14 protein-coding genes are annotated in these 13,695 nt (G+C 57.4%); 5 read left to right on the forward strand and 9 right to left on the reverse strand.

Features of this window, described 5'->3' with window-relative positions; translation table 11 throughout:
• Nucleotides 1-254 precede the first annotated feature (254 nt).
• Entirely contained in the window at nucleotides 255-629 is a 375-nt protein-coding gene (locus IB236_RS24050) for a hypothetical protein (protein WP_192422465.1), read from the reverse strand.
• 238 nt (nucleotides 630-867) lie between these two features.
• Between IB236_RS24050 and IB236_RS24055 the strand changes: the two genes are divergently transcribed.
• On the forward strand, nucleotides 868-1,962 hold the full coding sequence (locus tag IB236_RS24055; RefSeq protein ID WP_192422466.1) for an MBL fold metallo-hydrolase: 1,095 nt from the start codon (nucleotides 868-870) through the stop codon (nucleotides 1,960-1,962).
• Between the two features lie 715 nt (nucleotides 1,963-2,677).
• On the opposite strand, the gene IB236_RS24060 is transcribed toward IB236_RS24055, so the two are convergent.
• From IB236_RS24060 to IB236_RS24085, 6 genes are all read right to left on the reverse strand, one after another.
• Nucleotides 2,678-3,652, reverse strand: coding sequence for a tripartite tricarboxylate transporter substrate binding protein (locus IB236_RS24060; RefSeq protein ID WP_225581353.1), 975 nt, complete (start codon nucleotides 3,650-3,652; stop codon nucleotides 2,678-2,680).
• Between the two features lie 182 nt (nucleotides 3,653-3,834).
• The gene (locus IB236_RS24065) at nucleotides 3,835-5,115 is read right to left on the reverse strand and encodes an FAD-dependent oxidoreductase (protein ID WP_192422477.1); all 1,281 of its coding nucleotides are present in this window, start codon (nucleotides 5,113-5,115) and stop codon (nucleotides 3,835-3,837) included.
• A complete protein-coding gene (locus IB236_RS24070; protein WP_225581354.1) occupies nucleotides 5,115-5,966 on the reverse strand; it encodes an ABC transporter permease in 852 nt (283 codons plus the stop codon). The genes IB236_RS24065 and IB236_RS24070 overlap by 1 nt, the downstream gene beginning before the upstream one ends.
• Nucleotides 5,956-6,726 carry an ABC transporter ATP-binding protein gene (locus tag IB236_RS24075; RefSeq protein WP_192422468.1) on the reverse strand — a complete coding sequence of 257 codons (771 nt, stop codon included), beginning with the start codon at nucleotides 6,724-6,726 and terminating at the stop codon, nucleotides 5,956-5,958. The genes IB236_RS24070 and IB236_RS24075 overlap by 11 nt, the downstream gene beginning before the upstream one ends.
• A gap of 2 nt (nucleotides 6,727-6,728) precedes the next feature.
• Nucleotides 6,729-7,754 (reverse strand): ABC transporter substrate-binding protein, encoded by a 1,026-nt coding sequence (locus IB236_RS24080; protein ID WP_192422469.1) that lies wholly within the window; start codon nucleotides 7,752-7,754, stop codon nucleotides 6,729-6,731.
• A 13-nt stretch (nucleotides 7,755-7,767) separates the two neighbouring features.
• Entirely contained in the window at nucleotides 7,768-8,427 is a 660-nt protein-coding gene (locus IB236_RS24085) for a GntR family transcriptional regulator (RefSeq protein ID WP_192422470.1), read from the reverse strand.
• 70 nt (nucleotides 8,428-8,497) lie between these two features.
• Here IB236_RS24085 and IB236_RS24090 point away from each other — a divergent pair, with 70 nt between their 5' ends.
• The 3 genes from IB236_RS24090 (at nucleotide 8,498) to IB236_RS24100 (ending at nucleotide 10,716) form a co-directional block, all read left to right on the forward strand.
• Entirely contained in the window at nucleotides 8,498-9,301 is an 804-nt protein-coding gene (locus IB236_RS24090; RefSeq protein WP_192422471.1) for a shikimate dehydrogenase, read from the forward strand.
• Nucleotides 9,298-9,981, forward strand: a complete 684-nt coding sequence (locus IB236_RS24095) for a cysteine hydrolase family protein (protein WP_192422472.1) — start codon at nucleotides 9,298-9,300, stop codon at nucleotides 9,979-9,981. Before IB236_RS24090 ends, IB236_RS24095 begins: the two co-directional genes overlap by 4 nt.
• Nucleotides 9,982-10,218: 237 nt before the next feature.
• Nucleotides 10,219-10,716 (forward strand): GNAT family N-acetyltransferase, encoded by a 498-nt coding sequence (locus IB236_RS24100; RefSeq protein WP_225581355.1) that lies wholly within the window; start codon nucleotides 10,219-10,221, stop codon nucleotides 10,714-10,716.
• On the opposite strand, the gene IB236_RS24105 is transcribed toward IB236_RS24100, so the two are convergent.
• Both IB236_RS24105 and IB236_RS24110 read right to left on the reverse strand, forming a co-directional pair.
• On the reverse strand, nucleotides 10,702-11,208 hold the full coding sequence (locus IB236_RS24105) for a hypothetical protein (RefSeq protein WP_192422473.1): 507 nt from the start codon (nucleotides 11,206-11,208) through the stop codon (nucleotides 10,702-10,704). The genes IB236_RS24100 and IB236_RS24105 overlap by 15 nt on opposite strands.
• 1,004 nt (nucleotides 11,209-12,212) lie before the next feature.
• The gene (locus IB236_RS24110) at nucleotides 12,213-12,836 is read right to left on the reverse strand and encodes a tyrosine-type recombinase/integrase (protein WP_192422474.1); all 624 of its coding nucleotides are present in this window, start codon (nucleotides 12,834-12,836) and stop codon (nucleotides 12,213-12,215) included.
• 226 nt (nucleotides 12,837-13,062) lie between these two features.
• On the opposite strand from IB236_RS24110, the gene IB236_RS24115 reads away from it, so the two are divergent.
• On the forward strand, nucleotides 13,063-13,425 hold the full coding sequence (locus tag IB236_RS24115) for a VOC family protein (protein WP_192422475.1): 363 nt from the start codon (nucleotides 13,063-13,065) through the stop codon (nucleotides 13,423-13,425).
• Nucleotides 13,426-13,695: the final 270 nt, after the last annotated feature.

The following is a 13,695-nucleotide window of genomic DNA, read 5'->3' on the forward strand; positions in this document are numbered from 1 at the left end:
GCCCAGCTGCCGTATGGTGGGCCTGACGCGCTTGCCCAGCTTGATGTAGAGCTCAACGGCTCGGATTCGATCTTCGTAGGAATACATGAACTACCTCCTGGTAGTCCAAGTTTTTGTCCGCATCCCCAGTGGGTCACTTCTGCGTGGAAATCAACACTTTTCCGATTGAATCAACCTCGCGATCACTCCCGCGAGCTGGTCAGCCAAGAGCTGGATGCGCCGTCCGGTTATGCGGGAGATAGTTGGAGATTCGATCAAGGCGCGATTAGCTCGCCGACGACAATGCTCCCGTCACCGAGCACCACCCTGACGAACAGGTGATTGCCACGCTTGAACGGAGCCAGCTTGCCGACCAAGCTGTTTGCCCCAGCCTCACTCAGCGTTCCAATTTTCTTGCCGGTTTCACTGCCCAGTAAAACTTCTCCCACCGCGCCTTTGGTAGAGACGGGCTTTCCGTGGTCTTCGACGAAGAATTTCATGGTCGATGTATCCACAACCATCTCAAATGAGATTTCTCCCCCGACATCGACTGTTCCACCATGCTTGGGCTTCGGGATGCCATGTGCAAAAGCTGCACCCATCGACAGAGCGAGGGCCAGACTGGTTACGAAGAAGCGGATGTTGCGCATAGAAGTACCAGGTATTTTTGTGGGCATGCCAATGCGATTTCACGCCCTGGAAGCTGCGCAGGATGCTCCGTGTGTCCTTTCATTTTGCTTTCAGTGCATGGGCTACCGCGATGTTTGCTTTGTGTTTGGCCAGTCGCAGAAGGCGGGTGAATGCGAGGCAATCTCTGAAAGCAGATTGAAAGCTTGCGGACGATAACCTGACACGGCATTGGCGATGTTGCCGCGCATGGAGACAACAATGAAATTCACTACATCGAAAAAGCTCATCAGCGCTGGACTGGGTATCAGCATCTCAGCCGCAGTACTTGTGGCATGTGGGGGGACCGGCGACGCCTACCCCAATGACATCCGCATGACTTGGTTCGGTATCACCAACTGGCACTACCAGATCGACAACGTTGGCATTTTGGTGGACGGGGAAACCATCTCGGATTTCTCTGCCGCACCAAAGCCCAATGTTCCATCCGTCACAAAGGCCTATCAGACGATCAAGAAGCATGGCACTGTCGATATCGTCTTGGTAGGGCATGAGCATGGTGACCATGGGGTCCAGGTTCCTGAATGGGCCAAGCAAACAGGAAAGCCGGTTTACGCGCCCGCTGCCGTTTGCGCCGAAGTTGTGAAGTACGGCATGCCGGCTGGCCAATGCACGTCTCTCAAAGGCGGCGAAACCATCAAGGTGAACGACGCAATCACGATTCGCGTAGTGCGTTGGGTGCACAGCGTCTCAGGGTGCACCGCTTTCAGTAATGGCACGGGTGGACCTGAAACCTTTGGATTTCTGATTTCTACACAGACCTCCCAGAGGACTGCACCGCTGCAGTTGTTCGTCTCTGACAGTGGCGCAGGAGGAAAGGAGCTGACTACGCCACGCGTTGCTAACGGCGTCACGTATGGATCCCCATTGGAAAATCTCCGGGCGGCAATGAACGCAGCAGGCGCCACGAGCCTGGACCTGTGGCAAGGCGGACCCGAATCGCGTGTGGTGACTCAGGCTCGAATGATCGTTCCTGAATTCAAAGTGAAGACCTTTATGCCCCATCACCTGGGCGTGCGAGCCAACTCCGTTTCGGAATTCAAGCTGGAGTACGGGCTGCACTTCCCCTACGACGCAAACGAACAGCCACTGCTCAGAGACTTCCTCAAGGCTGCGAATGTGCCCCAGATCGCGCCCGTTAACTACTGGGACGCATGGGTCTTCAACGCCCAGGGAGTCCGCGTAGTGGACAGTGCGGATCAGAAGGCTGTTTATGGCATCCCCGCCACGGGACCAGGCCCGGGACGGCAGGGTGAGAATCCACGGGCAGGTCAGTTGGAGTGCGCTGGGGATTGAGAGACGTGATGCGTGCCTTGCCTCTCATGCATACCCGCAAAGGGTTATCCGGCGGCAGGGACGCGCGGCTGTGCTGTCCTGTGCGACGAACGCCAATCTTTAGTCTACGAATACGGACACGTCTTTCCTTGACCAGGCTGGCTGTCCGTGACCTTCGTCACCAATTGCATTCGAGGCGCGTTGAGCGGCCGGTGAACACATCTTGATGCGACGCTCTAGGTCTCCGATCACAGAGCTTGCCTAGGCCAGAGGTTCCAAGCAAGGTATAGGCAAGCGACGCGGCATAAGAGGTCAACTTTGGGAGAGAGCGGCCATCAAGCTTTTCAAGCTGAGCATTGCAACCAGCCTGAGGCCACCACGCAAGACGTCGGTTCTGCAGCGATTGCCGTCATACGCACTACTTCCACGAACGCTTACTTTCAGCTGAGGAGCAGTCATTGCAACAGCTACTGGATGGCCATAGTACAGGTCATCCATATCGCACAGCAGTTACCCATGCATGTATCTACATTGGAGCAAATCAGTGCGTAAGAGGCAAACTGAAAGAGCGCTCATAAAAAGGGCAGGCTTCAACGGAAAGAGCAGCAAAAGCCTTCGAAGTATCGGGAAATGAGAACATAGGCCTGTTGAATTCAGGCCATGTCCTCCGACGCAACAGGGGGCACTTCAGCAGTCTGCTAAGGCGGTGCTCATCCAACAAGTGCCATTGGCCACGTCACTGGACCGTGATGCCATACTGTTTAATCACCGGGCTCCACAACTTCAACTCACCGTCCAACACCTTACGGAACTCGACCGGCGTACCGCCCACGGCTTCCATAGTCTGGGTCCGAAGTTTTTCGCGCACGGCCGGTTCGGCGAGAACTTGCAGGATCTCGCCGCGCAGTCGCTCAGTGATAGCGTCGGGCGTGCCAGCCGGCGCGATGACGCCGATCCAGGCATCGGCTGTCACGCTGCGAACACCAGCTTCCGTTAAGGTCGGCACATTCGGCAGGGCAGACATCCGCTTGGCGTCAGCGACGCCTAGGGCCTTCATCTTGCCGGCCTGGATGTGCGGCATTACGCTGGCCGCCGGCAACAGCGCGAAATCCACCTCGCCGGACATTAGTGCCAACGAAGCGGCGCCGGACCCAGCATAAGGCACGTGCACCATATCTGCCGGGCTGTTTGCGGTCAGCACATACATGCCCATCTGCGAGATCGTTCCCGCCCCCATGGAAGCGAAGCTGTAGCGGCCTTCCTTGTGCCCGAGAAGTTCGAACAGTTCCTTCGAGGTCGAAGCCTTCAGCTTGTTCGACGCCACCAGCACCGAAGGCTGAGTAGCCGCGACAGTGATCAGCTTGACATCCCGCGCAGGGTCATAAGGCATGGATTTGAACAGCAGCGGGTTGATAGCCAGCGGTCCCGCAATGCTGACTCCCACCGTATAGCCGTCCGGTGCCGCCTTGGCAACGACGTCGGTGCCGATGTTGCCGGCTGCCCCGCTGCGGTTGTCCACTACGAAAGCCTGGCCCAAGCGCGCCGAGAGGCGGTCCGTGAGGATGCGCGCCAGCAGATCGGGCGTGGACCCTGCGGCAAAAGGCACGATCATACGTACGGGTTTGGATGGCCAGGTCTGCGCGTGCAGTAGTCCGCAAGAGGCCGCCAGCGCTGTACCTGCAACACATTGGAAGAGGGTACGTCGAAGCATGCTTTGTCTCCTTGTTCAAATTAATGGCGTACGACCCTAAGGCCGCGAACTTGTTGTTGAAACCCATGAAGGCGCCCGGAGTCCGCAGACACGCTGCAGTTAGGTGGCATCAGGGCTTGCAACCTTGGTGGCGCGGGGCGGCAAGCGTTGAAACTCTTGCGTCAAGCCGAAGCGCTTGTGCTTTAGACGATCGCGCCGTTGGCCCGCAATCGATTGGCAACTGTGCGCGCATTGCGCAGGTGATTGCTCTCTATATAGTCCACTGCGGAGACACCGGCGGCCTCTCCGGTAGCGAATGCAGTGCCCATCACTCGCACCGATGCATAAGCGTCGGGGTCTGCCCCAATCACTCGTCCTCCATACCAGAGGTTCTCGATACCGGCGGCGCTGATTGCATCGTAGGGAACGTGGAAGTAGCCGGCACCGCCTAGCGGCGTGTATGTTGGCCGACCCGGCTGTGTATGCAATTCGATTGGCCAGGCAGCTCGGGCTACTGCATCGTCGGAAGTTTTGCCTTGCGTCGCATCAGCAAGCGTCATCTCATACCGTGCCGCAGGATGTCGCGTTTCACGCACGCCAATCTGGGGGCCCGTGGCAACAAGATATGCGTTGGCGAAGCCAGGCATGTGCTTTCGCAACATGTGGACATAGTCGTTTGCCATGGCTCGACCTTTCATCTCGAGCGCAGTGAAGCAACGCGAACTCACTTCCGCCAGCGGGAGATCCACCGCCATCCACCAGATGTCGTTGGACACAGGCAGCCGAAACATGATGCCGCCGTCGGATCGGCTTATAGGAAACTGTCCACCTTCGTTATAGCGGGCGACAGCGGCGCATAGGGCCGGACGATCAATCAACACCTCAGGCAGCACGCCTCCTATCCTCATTGGGAGAGTCGTCGCCTGAAGTAGGCCCTCGCGATCGCCGATGCGGAAAGGGACGCCCGCGAGCATAGCGAGATTGGCGTCGCCGCTGGCATCCACGAACGCATCCGCAACGGCGTGCCACCGGCCTTCCATTCCTGCGAGCGTGACTGCTTCTATGCGTTCACCGGTACGCGTGGCAGCAGCGACCCGGGTGTGCAACTGGACATCTACGCCATGCCGCACCAACAAATCATCCATGGTGAGCTTGAGTAGTTCGGGCTCAATTCGAACGATCCAGTTTCCCGTAGTTTCCGAGCAAAAGGGAGTCGTATCCAATCCGTTTTTGCTCAGGCTGGCGAGCAGTTCAGCCCCAACGCCGCCCACTGCTGCCACCGGCTTTGCGCCTTGTTGATAGAAGCCGCAGTACGCAAGGACCTGCGCCGTCGTCGCAGCTCCGCCCAAAAAACCGTACTTCTCGACAAGGCACACCCTAGCACCAGCCCGTGCCGCACCCACTGCGGCGCCGACACCTGCGGCGCCGCCGCCGCAGACAACCACATCGTAGTTTTGTTCATGTCTATGGGGTGAACGCCACATCATCTAGCCCTCCATCCGAGCAGCCGCCGCTCAGCCCATCCGATGAGTCCGCTAGCGCAGAGACCGATAAGCGACAGGATCGCGACGCCAGCGATCAGTTGTTCCATAGAGAAAATTGCTCCCGCCATCAGGATGTAGGAGCCGATGCCAAATTCCGCGCCGATCATTTCAGCGGCCACCAACAAGATGATCCCGATCGATACAGAGATGCGGAAGCCCGAAAGGATGGCTGGCATCGCGCCTGGGATGATAATCTTGCGAACGATTGAAGACCAAGACAGCCCGAAGGACTGCCCCATTCGGATGAGGCTGCGATCGACGTTGTCGACGCCGCCATAGGTTGCAATCACCATCGGGAAAAAAGTACCGAACAGGATGGTGGCGATCTTGGAGCCCTCTCCGATACCGAACCAGATCACAAACAGCGGAAGCAGTGCGATCTTAGGGATAGGGAAAATCGCCGACACCAGAGGCAACAATCCTGCGCGGGCGAGCGAGAACAAGCCGATCGTCAACCCAACCGTGACGCCAAGCGCTGCACCCAATGTCCACCCCACGACCAACCGGGAAAGGCTGGCTAGCACATGCTTGCGCAGCAGGCCTGATTGATACAGATCCTGTAGCGCGCCCCACACCTTGCTGGGTGCCGGCAATACGAGACTGCCGATAATTCCCGTGCGACATCCCAGTTCCCAGACAACCAGGAGTACCAGAAACACGACGGGCCCGACCCAGCGCATTGGCTGTGGCCTGAACCCACCCCCGCGAAACGGCACAGGCCTAGTGCGAATGGATTGCGGGGGAATTGCGGTGGCCGCCACTGCCTGCCCACGGATTGCTTCAGTTGTCATGGGCCAACTCCCGATCGGCCGCCATGGCCTCGTCACGCATCAATGCCCAGAGGTCGCGTTGGATCACTTCCAACTCCATCAACCGCGCGGCGCGCTCCTCCAATGGCATGTCGATCTGCACTACTTGGCGAATGCGACCCGGACGGCGGCTCAGGAGGATGATCTTGTGCCCCAGGCGTACGGCTTCAGCAAGGTTGTGGGTGACATAGCACGCAGTGAAACGCTCCCGTAGCCACAACTCCACCAGGTCGTCCATCAGCAGCTCGCGCGTCTGGCTGTCCAACGCTGATAATGGCTCGTCCATTAGCATCACTGCAGGGCTGACGCTCAGCGCGCGTGCGATCGCGACGCGCTGCTTCATCCCCCCTGACAGTTGGCGGGGGTATGCCTTACGAAACTCTGTCAGCTTAGTGCGCCCCAGCACGTCCGAGATGATCCGTTCGGCTTCTCGTCCTTTGATCCGGTGATCTTCCAGCACTACGCTGATGTTCTCCTCCACCGTGCGCCAGGGAAGCAGTGCGAAGTCCTGGAAAATATACGTGAGCGGGTTGAGGCAACCTGCTGGCCGCTCGCCCACTAGCTGGATCTCGCCTTCGTCGGGGCGTTCGAGCCCACCGATGAAACGCAACAAGGTTGACTTGCCGCACCCCGAAGGTCCAATGATGCAGACGATCTGCCCGGTTGGCAGGTTGAAGGTGACATCTTCCAAAACCTGCATTTCACCGTAGCGATGGCGGACGCCCTTGAGCTGGATTTCCATGGTCAGCCTTTGATCGGGGCGAAGCCGGCATCCACCAGCATGTCGAAGGTAACTGCGGGTGGTACTAGCTTTTCAGACTTGAACCAATCGAGCTGATCGCGGATGCTGCCGGCATGAAGTTGCGATCGCTCCGCTATCCGCATCGCGCCATTGCGGATCAGAGGCGCAGCGACCTCAAAGGGGCGGTCCGCCATCACGTATTTGTGGAGCACCTTCAAAACGTCCTCAGCAGACTTCTGGTCCGCATTAGGACCAACCAGTGCTCTGTTGAAGTCGGACACGGCACGCGCACGCGCCTTCATGAAGCGTTGCACCACATCCTTGCGCTCGCGGATCATCTTGGTCGCAGTGAAGACGGTGGTCACCTGATAGTCAGGGATGTACTCGGCAATTTCGCCGATCTTCTTCACCTCCGGCTTCGCAATCAGCGGTTTGCCGATATCTGGCACGATGGACCAGGCATCGATTTGCCCCGTACTGAGCGACCCCACCAAGGCTCCAATCTGTTGCAGGGGCTTGAGTTGGATGTCGCTGAGACGAATTCCGACTTTCTCCGCCACTTTGTGGACCATGTAGTGGAAAGACGAGCCATGGGTTGTGATGCCGAAGGACCGATTGCGTAGGTCTTTGGGCGATTTGAGACCCGCTTCCCAAGCCTGTCGCGAGGCCAAGATGATCTGTCCGTCGATACCTGGCTCTTCCTGCAGGGCTCCCCCGATCACCTTCAAGGCGCCCTTCTCGGCAAGGCTGATAAGTCCTGCCGTGACTGCCGTGACGCCGAAGTCCACATCGCCAGAAGCGATGGCTACGGCCATGGGTTGGGCAGCTTGGAAGAACTCGATCTTGGCATCCAGACCTTCGTCTTTGAAGTAGCCCCGCTCCAGCGCCAGAAATGTTGGCCCTTCTGAAGTGAAGCGCAGCGCACCAACCGTGACCCGATCGGTGCTTGCCAGTGCGTTTGTGGAGAAAGTCGGCAATGCCGCAGCCCCGGCAGCAAGCCTGATGATGTTTCTGCGCGAGATAGACATGGGTGACCCTTTGTCAGTTGGCTTTCCAGCCGAAGATGATTTCTCGCAGTGCCTCATGCATGGCATTGGCATCACGTGCGAGCACCGCATTCACGAGGCGGGCATGCGCAGCTTGGGATGTGCCCGGGTCGAAACCCTGGCCATGCAGGCGTGACAACCTGAAGCGAGCGCTCTGCTGATAGAGCTTCTGCATGATTTCAAGCAAACGAGGTGATCCACAGGCGCTAGCCAAAGTAGCATGAAGGGCTCTGCCCGCTTCTTCCCACTCCACTGCGTGTTCTGCAGCGTCGTGCGCAACAAGGTCTTCGATTCGACTGAGGCGATGCTGGGCTGCGATCACTTCTCCTTCCCACCGCACGTCACCCGCTGCCATCGACCATCGAATGGCAAGGGATTCCACTTCGAACAGCACCCGCGCGATGTCCTGCAAGTCCGCAGTTGTGGCCGATGCCACCCTGAACCCCTTTTGAGGAGTCGCCTCCACCAATCCATCGTTGGCGAGCTGGGTCAGGGCCTCACGAAATGAGTTCGCGCTTCCGCCGTAGCGCTGCCTGAGTTCGTCAATCTTTAGCTTGGAGTCGGGCGCCAGCACCCCGAAAGAGATGTCCCGACGAACCTGCTCGGCCAATAGGCGGACCACGGTGGAGGACTCATCGTTTGAGCGGAAGAACATTCAATCTTTCACAAAATCTTCAATATTTTAGATATTATTTGAAATCTTCAATTTTTGTCAAGGATCTGCAATGTTTCTCACTGGCGCAGCTCAAGTTGTCTTCATGGCGGGGTATCCGGTCGCTCAGGTGCAGTTGCCCGCTCTTTTCAATGCGCGCTTCGAACACGCAGGCGCAGACCTAGCGCTTGTTCCTCTAGAGACGGCGCCAAGCGCGTTGGAGGCGCTGCTGTCGATAGTGCGCACCACTAGCAACTGCCTAGGGTTGGTGCTCACAGCCCCGCACAAGCAGGCTGCCGCTCAGATGGCCACCACGCTCACATCCAGGGCACGAAGAATTGGCGCGGTGAACGTCTTTCGTAAGACAGAGCAAGGCCTCGAAGGTGACATGTTCGACGGCGATGGTTTCTGGAACGGAGCGAGTCTCAAAGGCTTCGACCCAATGGGTCGGACACTGGCTCTAGTGGGCGCGGGTGCAGCCGCCCGCGCGATCGCTCTGGAGTTCATTCACCGAGGTGGGCGATCAATCGTCTTTCGGACCACTGACGCGTCAGAACGTGCAGGCATGCTCGCAATGTGTGCGGAAAGCGCACCTTGGGGACCGGAACATGCTTTGGAGAAGGTCGATATCGTGGTTAATGCCACGCCGATCGGCATGCACCACGCGCCGGGACTAGCCGTCGATGTCGAAGACCTGAAGCGGCTTCGCGCAGATGCATGGGTTGCAGACCTGGTAACGCAACCTATGGAGACGTCTTTGTTAACGGCAGCCGCAGGTTTAGGACTGAGAACGCTTAACGGGGCAGCGACGGCTCTGGGCCAACTCGACTCAGTCGCCTCATTTTTGGGCATCGACATTGGAACGGAGGCGGTATGACTTTGACAACTGACCTGGCTCTTCAACTCAAGCTCGCAGATACCGCCAGCCACCGTCGGGACCGGCTGGTCATGTACCCACGTCTCGATCCTGTGCGCACAGCAGTGCTCGTCATCGACATGCAAGATGCCTTTATTCGGCACGATTCGCCTGCCTGCGTGCCTTCCGCCAAGCTCATCGTTGACCGCATCAATGCACTAACACGTTGCCTCCGTTCGGCAGGTGCCACTATCTGCTTCACCCGACACACCGTCGTCGAGCACGACTGGTTGCGCTATGTAGAAATCGTTGCTGGCGGAGATCAAGTCCGGGCGAGTGCGCTGCTTGGGAAAGGGACGTGCGGCCATGCGATCTTCAGCGGCATCGACGTGCAGGATGGCGACCTCGTAGTGGACAAGATGCGCTTCGGCGCTCTCGGTGCCGAGCACTGCAGCCTGAGCTCAGAACTGGTCCGCAGGGGCATCGACACCGTAGTTATCGCTGGCACGCTGACAAATATCTGCTGCGAATCCACCGCACGACAAGCTATGGAGCTTGACTATCGAACTCTCTTGGTCGCCGACGCCACAGCGGCACGCAGCGAAGCGGCCCAAAATGCCGCGCTGCTGAACGTGTTTGCGGCCTTTGGCGATGTCGCGTCAACAGACCAAATCTGCGCCCGCCTGTGCGCTGTGAGTTGATGCGCGTCTTAGGAAGTGAGTGGCATGACCACGTCAAGGGTTGTAGCTTGTAAGAGGTTTCTCGAAGCGCTCTCGAACTTCAATGAATAGTTCCTCGCGTTGGGCGAATTTTCTTGGTAACAACAAATCGAACAGCGACTTGTTGAAACGCACCTCCATCAGGCCGAAGACCGCTGTTGGCCGATAGTGAGCGTTCGTTGGCGATGATTTTATGATCGCACCATTCTGGAGAACGCCTTGCTCATTCGTTTTGCGCTGCCTAGCGACCTAGCATCACTGCGCAATCTTTTTCTTCGATCTCGCAGGACGGCGTTTTTCTGGGAAGCCTGTTCTGGGTTTGCGCTTGAAGATTTCGATCTCCAAACGGTGGGCGAAATGCAGCTCCTCGCCTTTGATGGGGATCGCCTTCTAGGCTTCATTTCGGTTTGGGAACCGGATAACTTTGTCCACCATCTACACGTTCATCCCGATGCAGTAAATCGAGGTGTTGGGCGAAAACTGCTGCACGCACTACCGGGCTGGTCGACAACACCTTACCAGCTCAAATGTGTCGCCGAAAACACCAATGCACTCGCCTTCTACAGGGCAAACAACTTCGTTCAAACGGGTAGAGGCCGCGCAAAGGATCAAGACTATTTCTTGCTAGCATTCGACTGCGACTCAACCGAATGTGGGCATAGAAATCGAAATCAAGAAGTCGCTCAAAGCATCATGACGGGATCAGCGCGGGGTTGACTCCGCGGCATGGGCTTCCCGGGCCCATAGGGGCATTGCCGTCTTCACCGCTTCGGCGAAGCGGTCCACCGTGGACCCAACATCGTGCATCGCGGCGCTCAGCTCCTTGTCCCTATCGCCACTACGAGCCAGTGGCTCCAGTCCTTCGACGTAGATGCGCACGGCCTCCTGCATGCAGTCTGGCATGGATTCGGTCATGAAGTATTCGCGCAACTGAAGATGCAGATGGCGCATTTGACGCAGGAGGGGCAGAGGGTCTGCTCTCTCGGGATCGTGTGCGCTAGTCACTTGCAGCAGGGTGGCGAAATTGTCTGCGATGCGGGCGCGCCAGATCCGCAACTGGGGTGCATCCTCGCACGAGAACGACTGCGGAAAATTCGCACGCGGGGACTTAGAGCAAGCGGCCAGCAGCACCAGCAACCACACTAGCAATATTCGCTGGGAATTCCTCGCAGTAAAGAGGAGCGGGAAGCGGCAGTTGATCAGGCGCATGGGAACTCAGGCTTGGTGATGAGGTGCAGGTCTGGTGCAGGGCTGCTGTCTACGCTTCATTTGCAAAGGCAGGCGTCCCCCTGGCTTCCTGCGCATTCCAGTGAGAATGACCGGTCGGTCGAGCGCCCTGAACGCCGGCAGCAGGTATTTCAGACATCGGCCGCAGACGGCCAGAAGTAGATCTTAGCCTCAGCGCATGTCCGTCCAATATGACATTGACCAAGCGTCCAGTTGTACATCGCAAGTACGCATATTGATGCGTAGAACGATCGCGCTTTGCTTCTATTCAGCAGCAGCTACGAATGAAACAGGGCATACGCGGCCATGATCATCACGTTTGATTGATGATTATTTTTGCTGCTGTCCGGTCCTATACGATTTTTTGGATCGCATCCCTGGACGCTGCTGCCCGCGGAGTTTCGGTACACCCCTGCGGCAGACCGAAGCGAGGGAAAGTTAACTGCCGCTTTTGGCGAAAACGATAGTTAACTTGCTTGTGCCCATCACGCACATTTATCTGATTCGCCGTCGATCGGCCGAGGGTCGGACTTAAACGGACCCGGTGACGCAATGGGAGCGCCAACATCCCGCAAGATCAACCGTCCCGCAGGTCTATGCGTAGCCTCCACTTGCATGCCTTCGCCGGCGGTGCGATGGATGCATTGCAGACCCACTCTCGGACGTCGGTCTATTGACGATCGTTACCTGAACTTTCATTAGCGCTTGGCGATCAGCGACTTACGGGTTTGGGCACTCATGTGGGGGATGATCACCGCCCACTATTTGTCGAACCTTGGCGCTCCGCGATAGGCTTGTGAGCAACATCATTCGCTGCACAGCCATCATCCGTGAGAGGTTGTTGGCTCAAGGCTGCTTGCGGATGCTCGCTCCGTTCTGACCAATGCGTACTAGTGGCAGCGAGATGCCCTTAGTGATCCCATCGCTCCCCGTGATCTAAGGCTCACAGCTTAGCCGCCCCCGGTGAAAATTTGTGCTCCGTCAACTCAAATCTCGGTCTGTTCAGATAGCTCAAGAGCATCGTCGACTTCAATGCCAAGGTAGCGGACAGTTGACTCGATTTTTGAATGGCCTAGTAGTAGCTGGACAGCGCGCAGATTCTTGGTTCTGCGGTAGATAAGCGTAGCCTTGGTTCGTCGCATGGAGTGCGTTCCATACTCTGCTGGATCCAAACCAAGCTGCAACACCCAGCGCTCGAGAATCCGGGCGTACTGACGCGTCCCGAGATGCGGCGACTTGTGAAGGCGGCTTGGAAAGATAAAGTCCTCGGATTTCAGCTTCGCGGTCTTGATCCATTGCTGAAGCGCTTCACGAGTGGTCGCCGTCAGCTCGAACTGTACGGGGTGATGAGTTTTGTGCTGCATGACCGTTGCTCGTGAAGCGACTTGGTCGCCATGGCAAACATCGCGGACTTTTAGGGCGACCAGGTCGCACCCGCGTAGCTTGCTGTCGATTCCCAGATTGAAAAGCGCTAGCTCGCGCACCCGGTTCTCCATCTGTAGGCGCACGCGTAGCGCCCAGATATCTTTGGGTTTGAAGGGCGCCTTCTGACCAACGATCTTTCCCTTGTTCCAGGGCTCGCGATGAACGACGGCTGAAATGTATTCCATGATGGTCTCCCATCGAGTGGGGGCAAAGACCATGCGCCTTCTAGATGCCGTTGTCTACAAGTGACCACGGAAGCTGTGTCAGTTCTTGCAATGCAGAAAAACGCCCAGTGATGTTCTTCACTGTCTGCTCTCGATCGCAATAGTCGCTCAACGGCTGCTGATTGAGCGACAGCAACCAGCCTAGAGCGGAAGATCAATACACTTCCGCGCACACAACAAGATATCTATGACTATCGCCCTTAGCACCGTAATCATCTATGCGAAAGACATGCATCGCACCGCCCGGTTTTACAGCGAAAACTTTGGCTATGAGACGAGCGGCGATGTGCGTGAGGGACTTATCGAACTTCGCCCGGCTGCGGGCGGCGCAGAGATCCTGATCCATCAAGCCGCTAAAAGTCTCAGGCTTGGCTCGGCCGCCGTTAAGATGTCATTTGCTGTGAAAGATGTGCAGAAGTTCGTCGAGGCCGCCAAGGCAACAGGCGTTGCCTTTGGTGCCGTTCATCAAGCAAACGGCTACGCATTCGCCAACACAAAAGATCCTGACGGGAACTCCGTCAGCGTTTCAAGCCGCAAGTTTCGCGACTGACCGCATTACCCATTGCGTCAAGAGCGTGAGGCGGAATCCGGCCAGGAGCAGCCAGCTGTGAAGAACAAAAGCGTCCGCTCCGTTGCACCGGAGATTTCTGCCTTGTTGCCGCCGACCGAAAATTGACAGCCTGAAAGGGATAGGGGGATGCGGACAAAAACTTGGACTACCAGGAGGTAGTTCATGTATTCCTACGAAGATCGAATCCGAGCCGTTGAGCTCTACATCAAGCTGGGCAAGCGCGTCAGGCCCACCATACGGCAGCTGGGC

It is taken from the genome of Acidovorax sp. ACV02, assembly GCF_014851475.1.
Lineage (GTDB): Bacteria > Pseudomonadota > Gammaproteobacteria > Burkholderiales > Burkholderiaceae_C > Acidovorax > Acidovorax delafieldii.

Coding starts and splice junctions, on each gene's coding strand:
- IB236_RS24055 (WP_192422466.1), top strand. CDS start 868: ATGAAATTCACTACATCGAAAAAGCTCATCAGCGCTGGACTGGGTATC.
- IB236_RS24070 (WP_225581354.1), bottom strand. CDS start 5,966: ATGACAACTGAAGCAATCCGTGGGCAGGCAGTGGCGGCCACCGCAATT.
- IB236_RS24075 (WP_192422468.1), bottom strand. CDS start 6,726: ATGGAAATCCAGCTCAAGGGCGTCCGCCATCGCTACGGTGAAATGCAG.
- IB236_RS24105 (WP_192422473.1), bottom strand. CDS start 11,208: ATGCGCCTGATCAACTGCCGCTTCCCGCTCCTCTTTACTGCGAGGAAT.
- IB236_RS24080 (WP_192422469.1), bottom strand. CDS start 7,754: ATGTCTATCTCGCGCAGAAACATCATCAGGCTTGCTGCCGGGGCTGCG.
- IB236_RS24090 (WP_192422471.1), top strand. CDS start 8,498: ATGTTTCTCACTGGCGCAGCTCAAGTTGTCTTCATGGCGGGGTATCCG.
- IB236_RS24060 (WP_225581353.1), bottom strand. CDS start 3,652: ATGCTTCGACGTACCCTCTTCCAATGTGTTGCAGGTACAGCGCTGGCG.
- IB236_RS24050 (WP_192422465.1), bottom strand. CDS start 629: ATGCGCAACATCCGCTTCTTCGTAACCAGTCTGGCCCTCGCTCTGTCG.
- IB236_RS24065 (WP_192422477.1), bottom strand. CDS start 5,115: ATGTGGCGTTCACCCCATAGACATGAACAAAACTACGATGTGGTTGTC.
- IB236_RS24085 (WP_192422470.1), bottom strand. CDS start 8,427: ATGTTCTTCCGCTCAAACGATGAGTCCTCCACCGTGGTCCGCCTATTG.
- IB236_RS24115 (WP_192422475.1), top strand. CDS start 13,063: ATGACTATCGCCCTTAGCACCGTAATCATCTATGCGAAAGACATGCAT.
- IB236_RS24095 (WP_192422472.1), top strand. CDS start 9,298: ATGACTTTGACAACTGACCTGGCTCTTCAACTCAAGCTCGCAGATACC.
- IB236_RS24110 (WP_192422474.1), bottom strand. CDS start 12,836: ATGGAATACATTTCAGCCGTCGTTCATCGCGAGCCCTGGAACAAGGGA.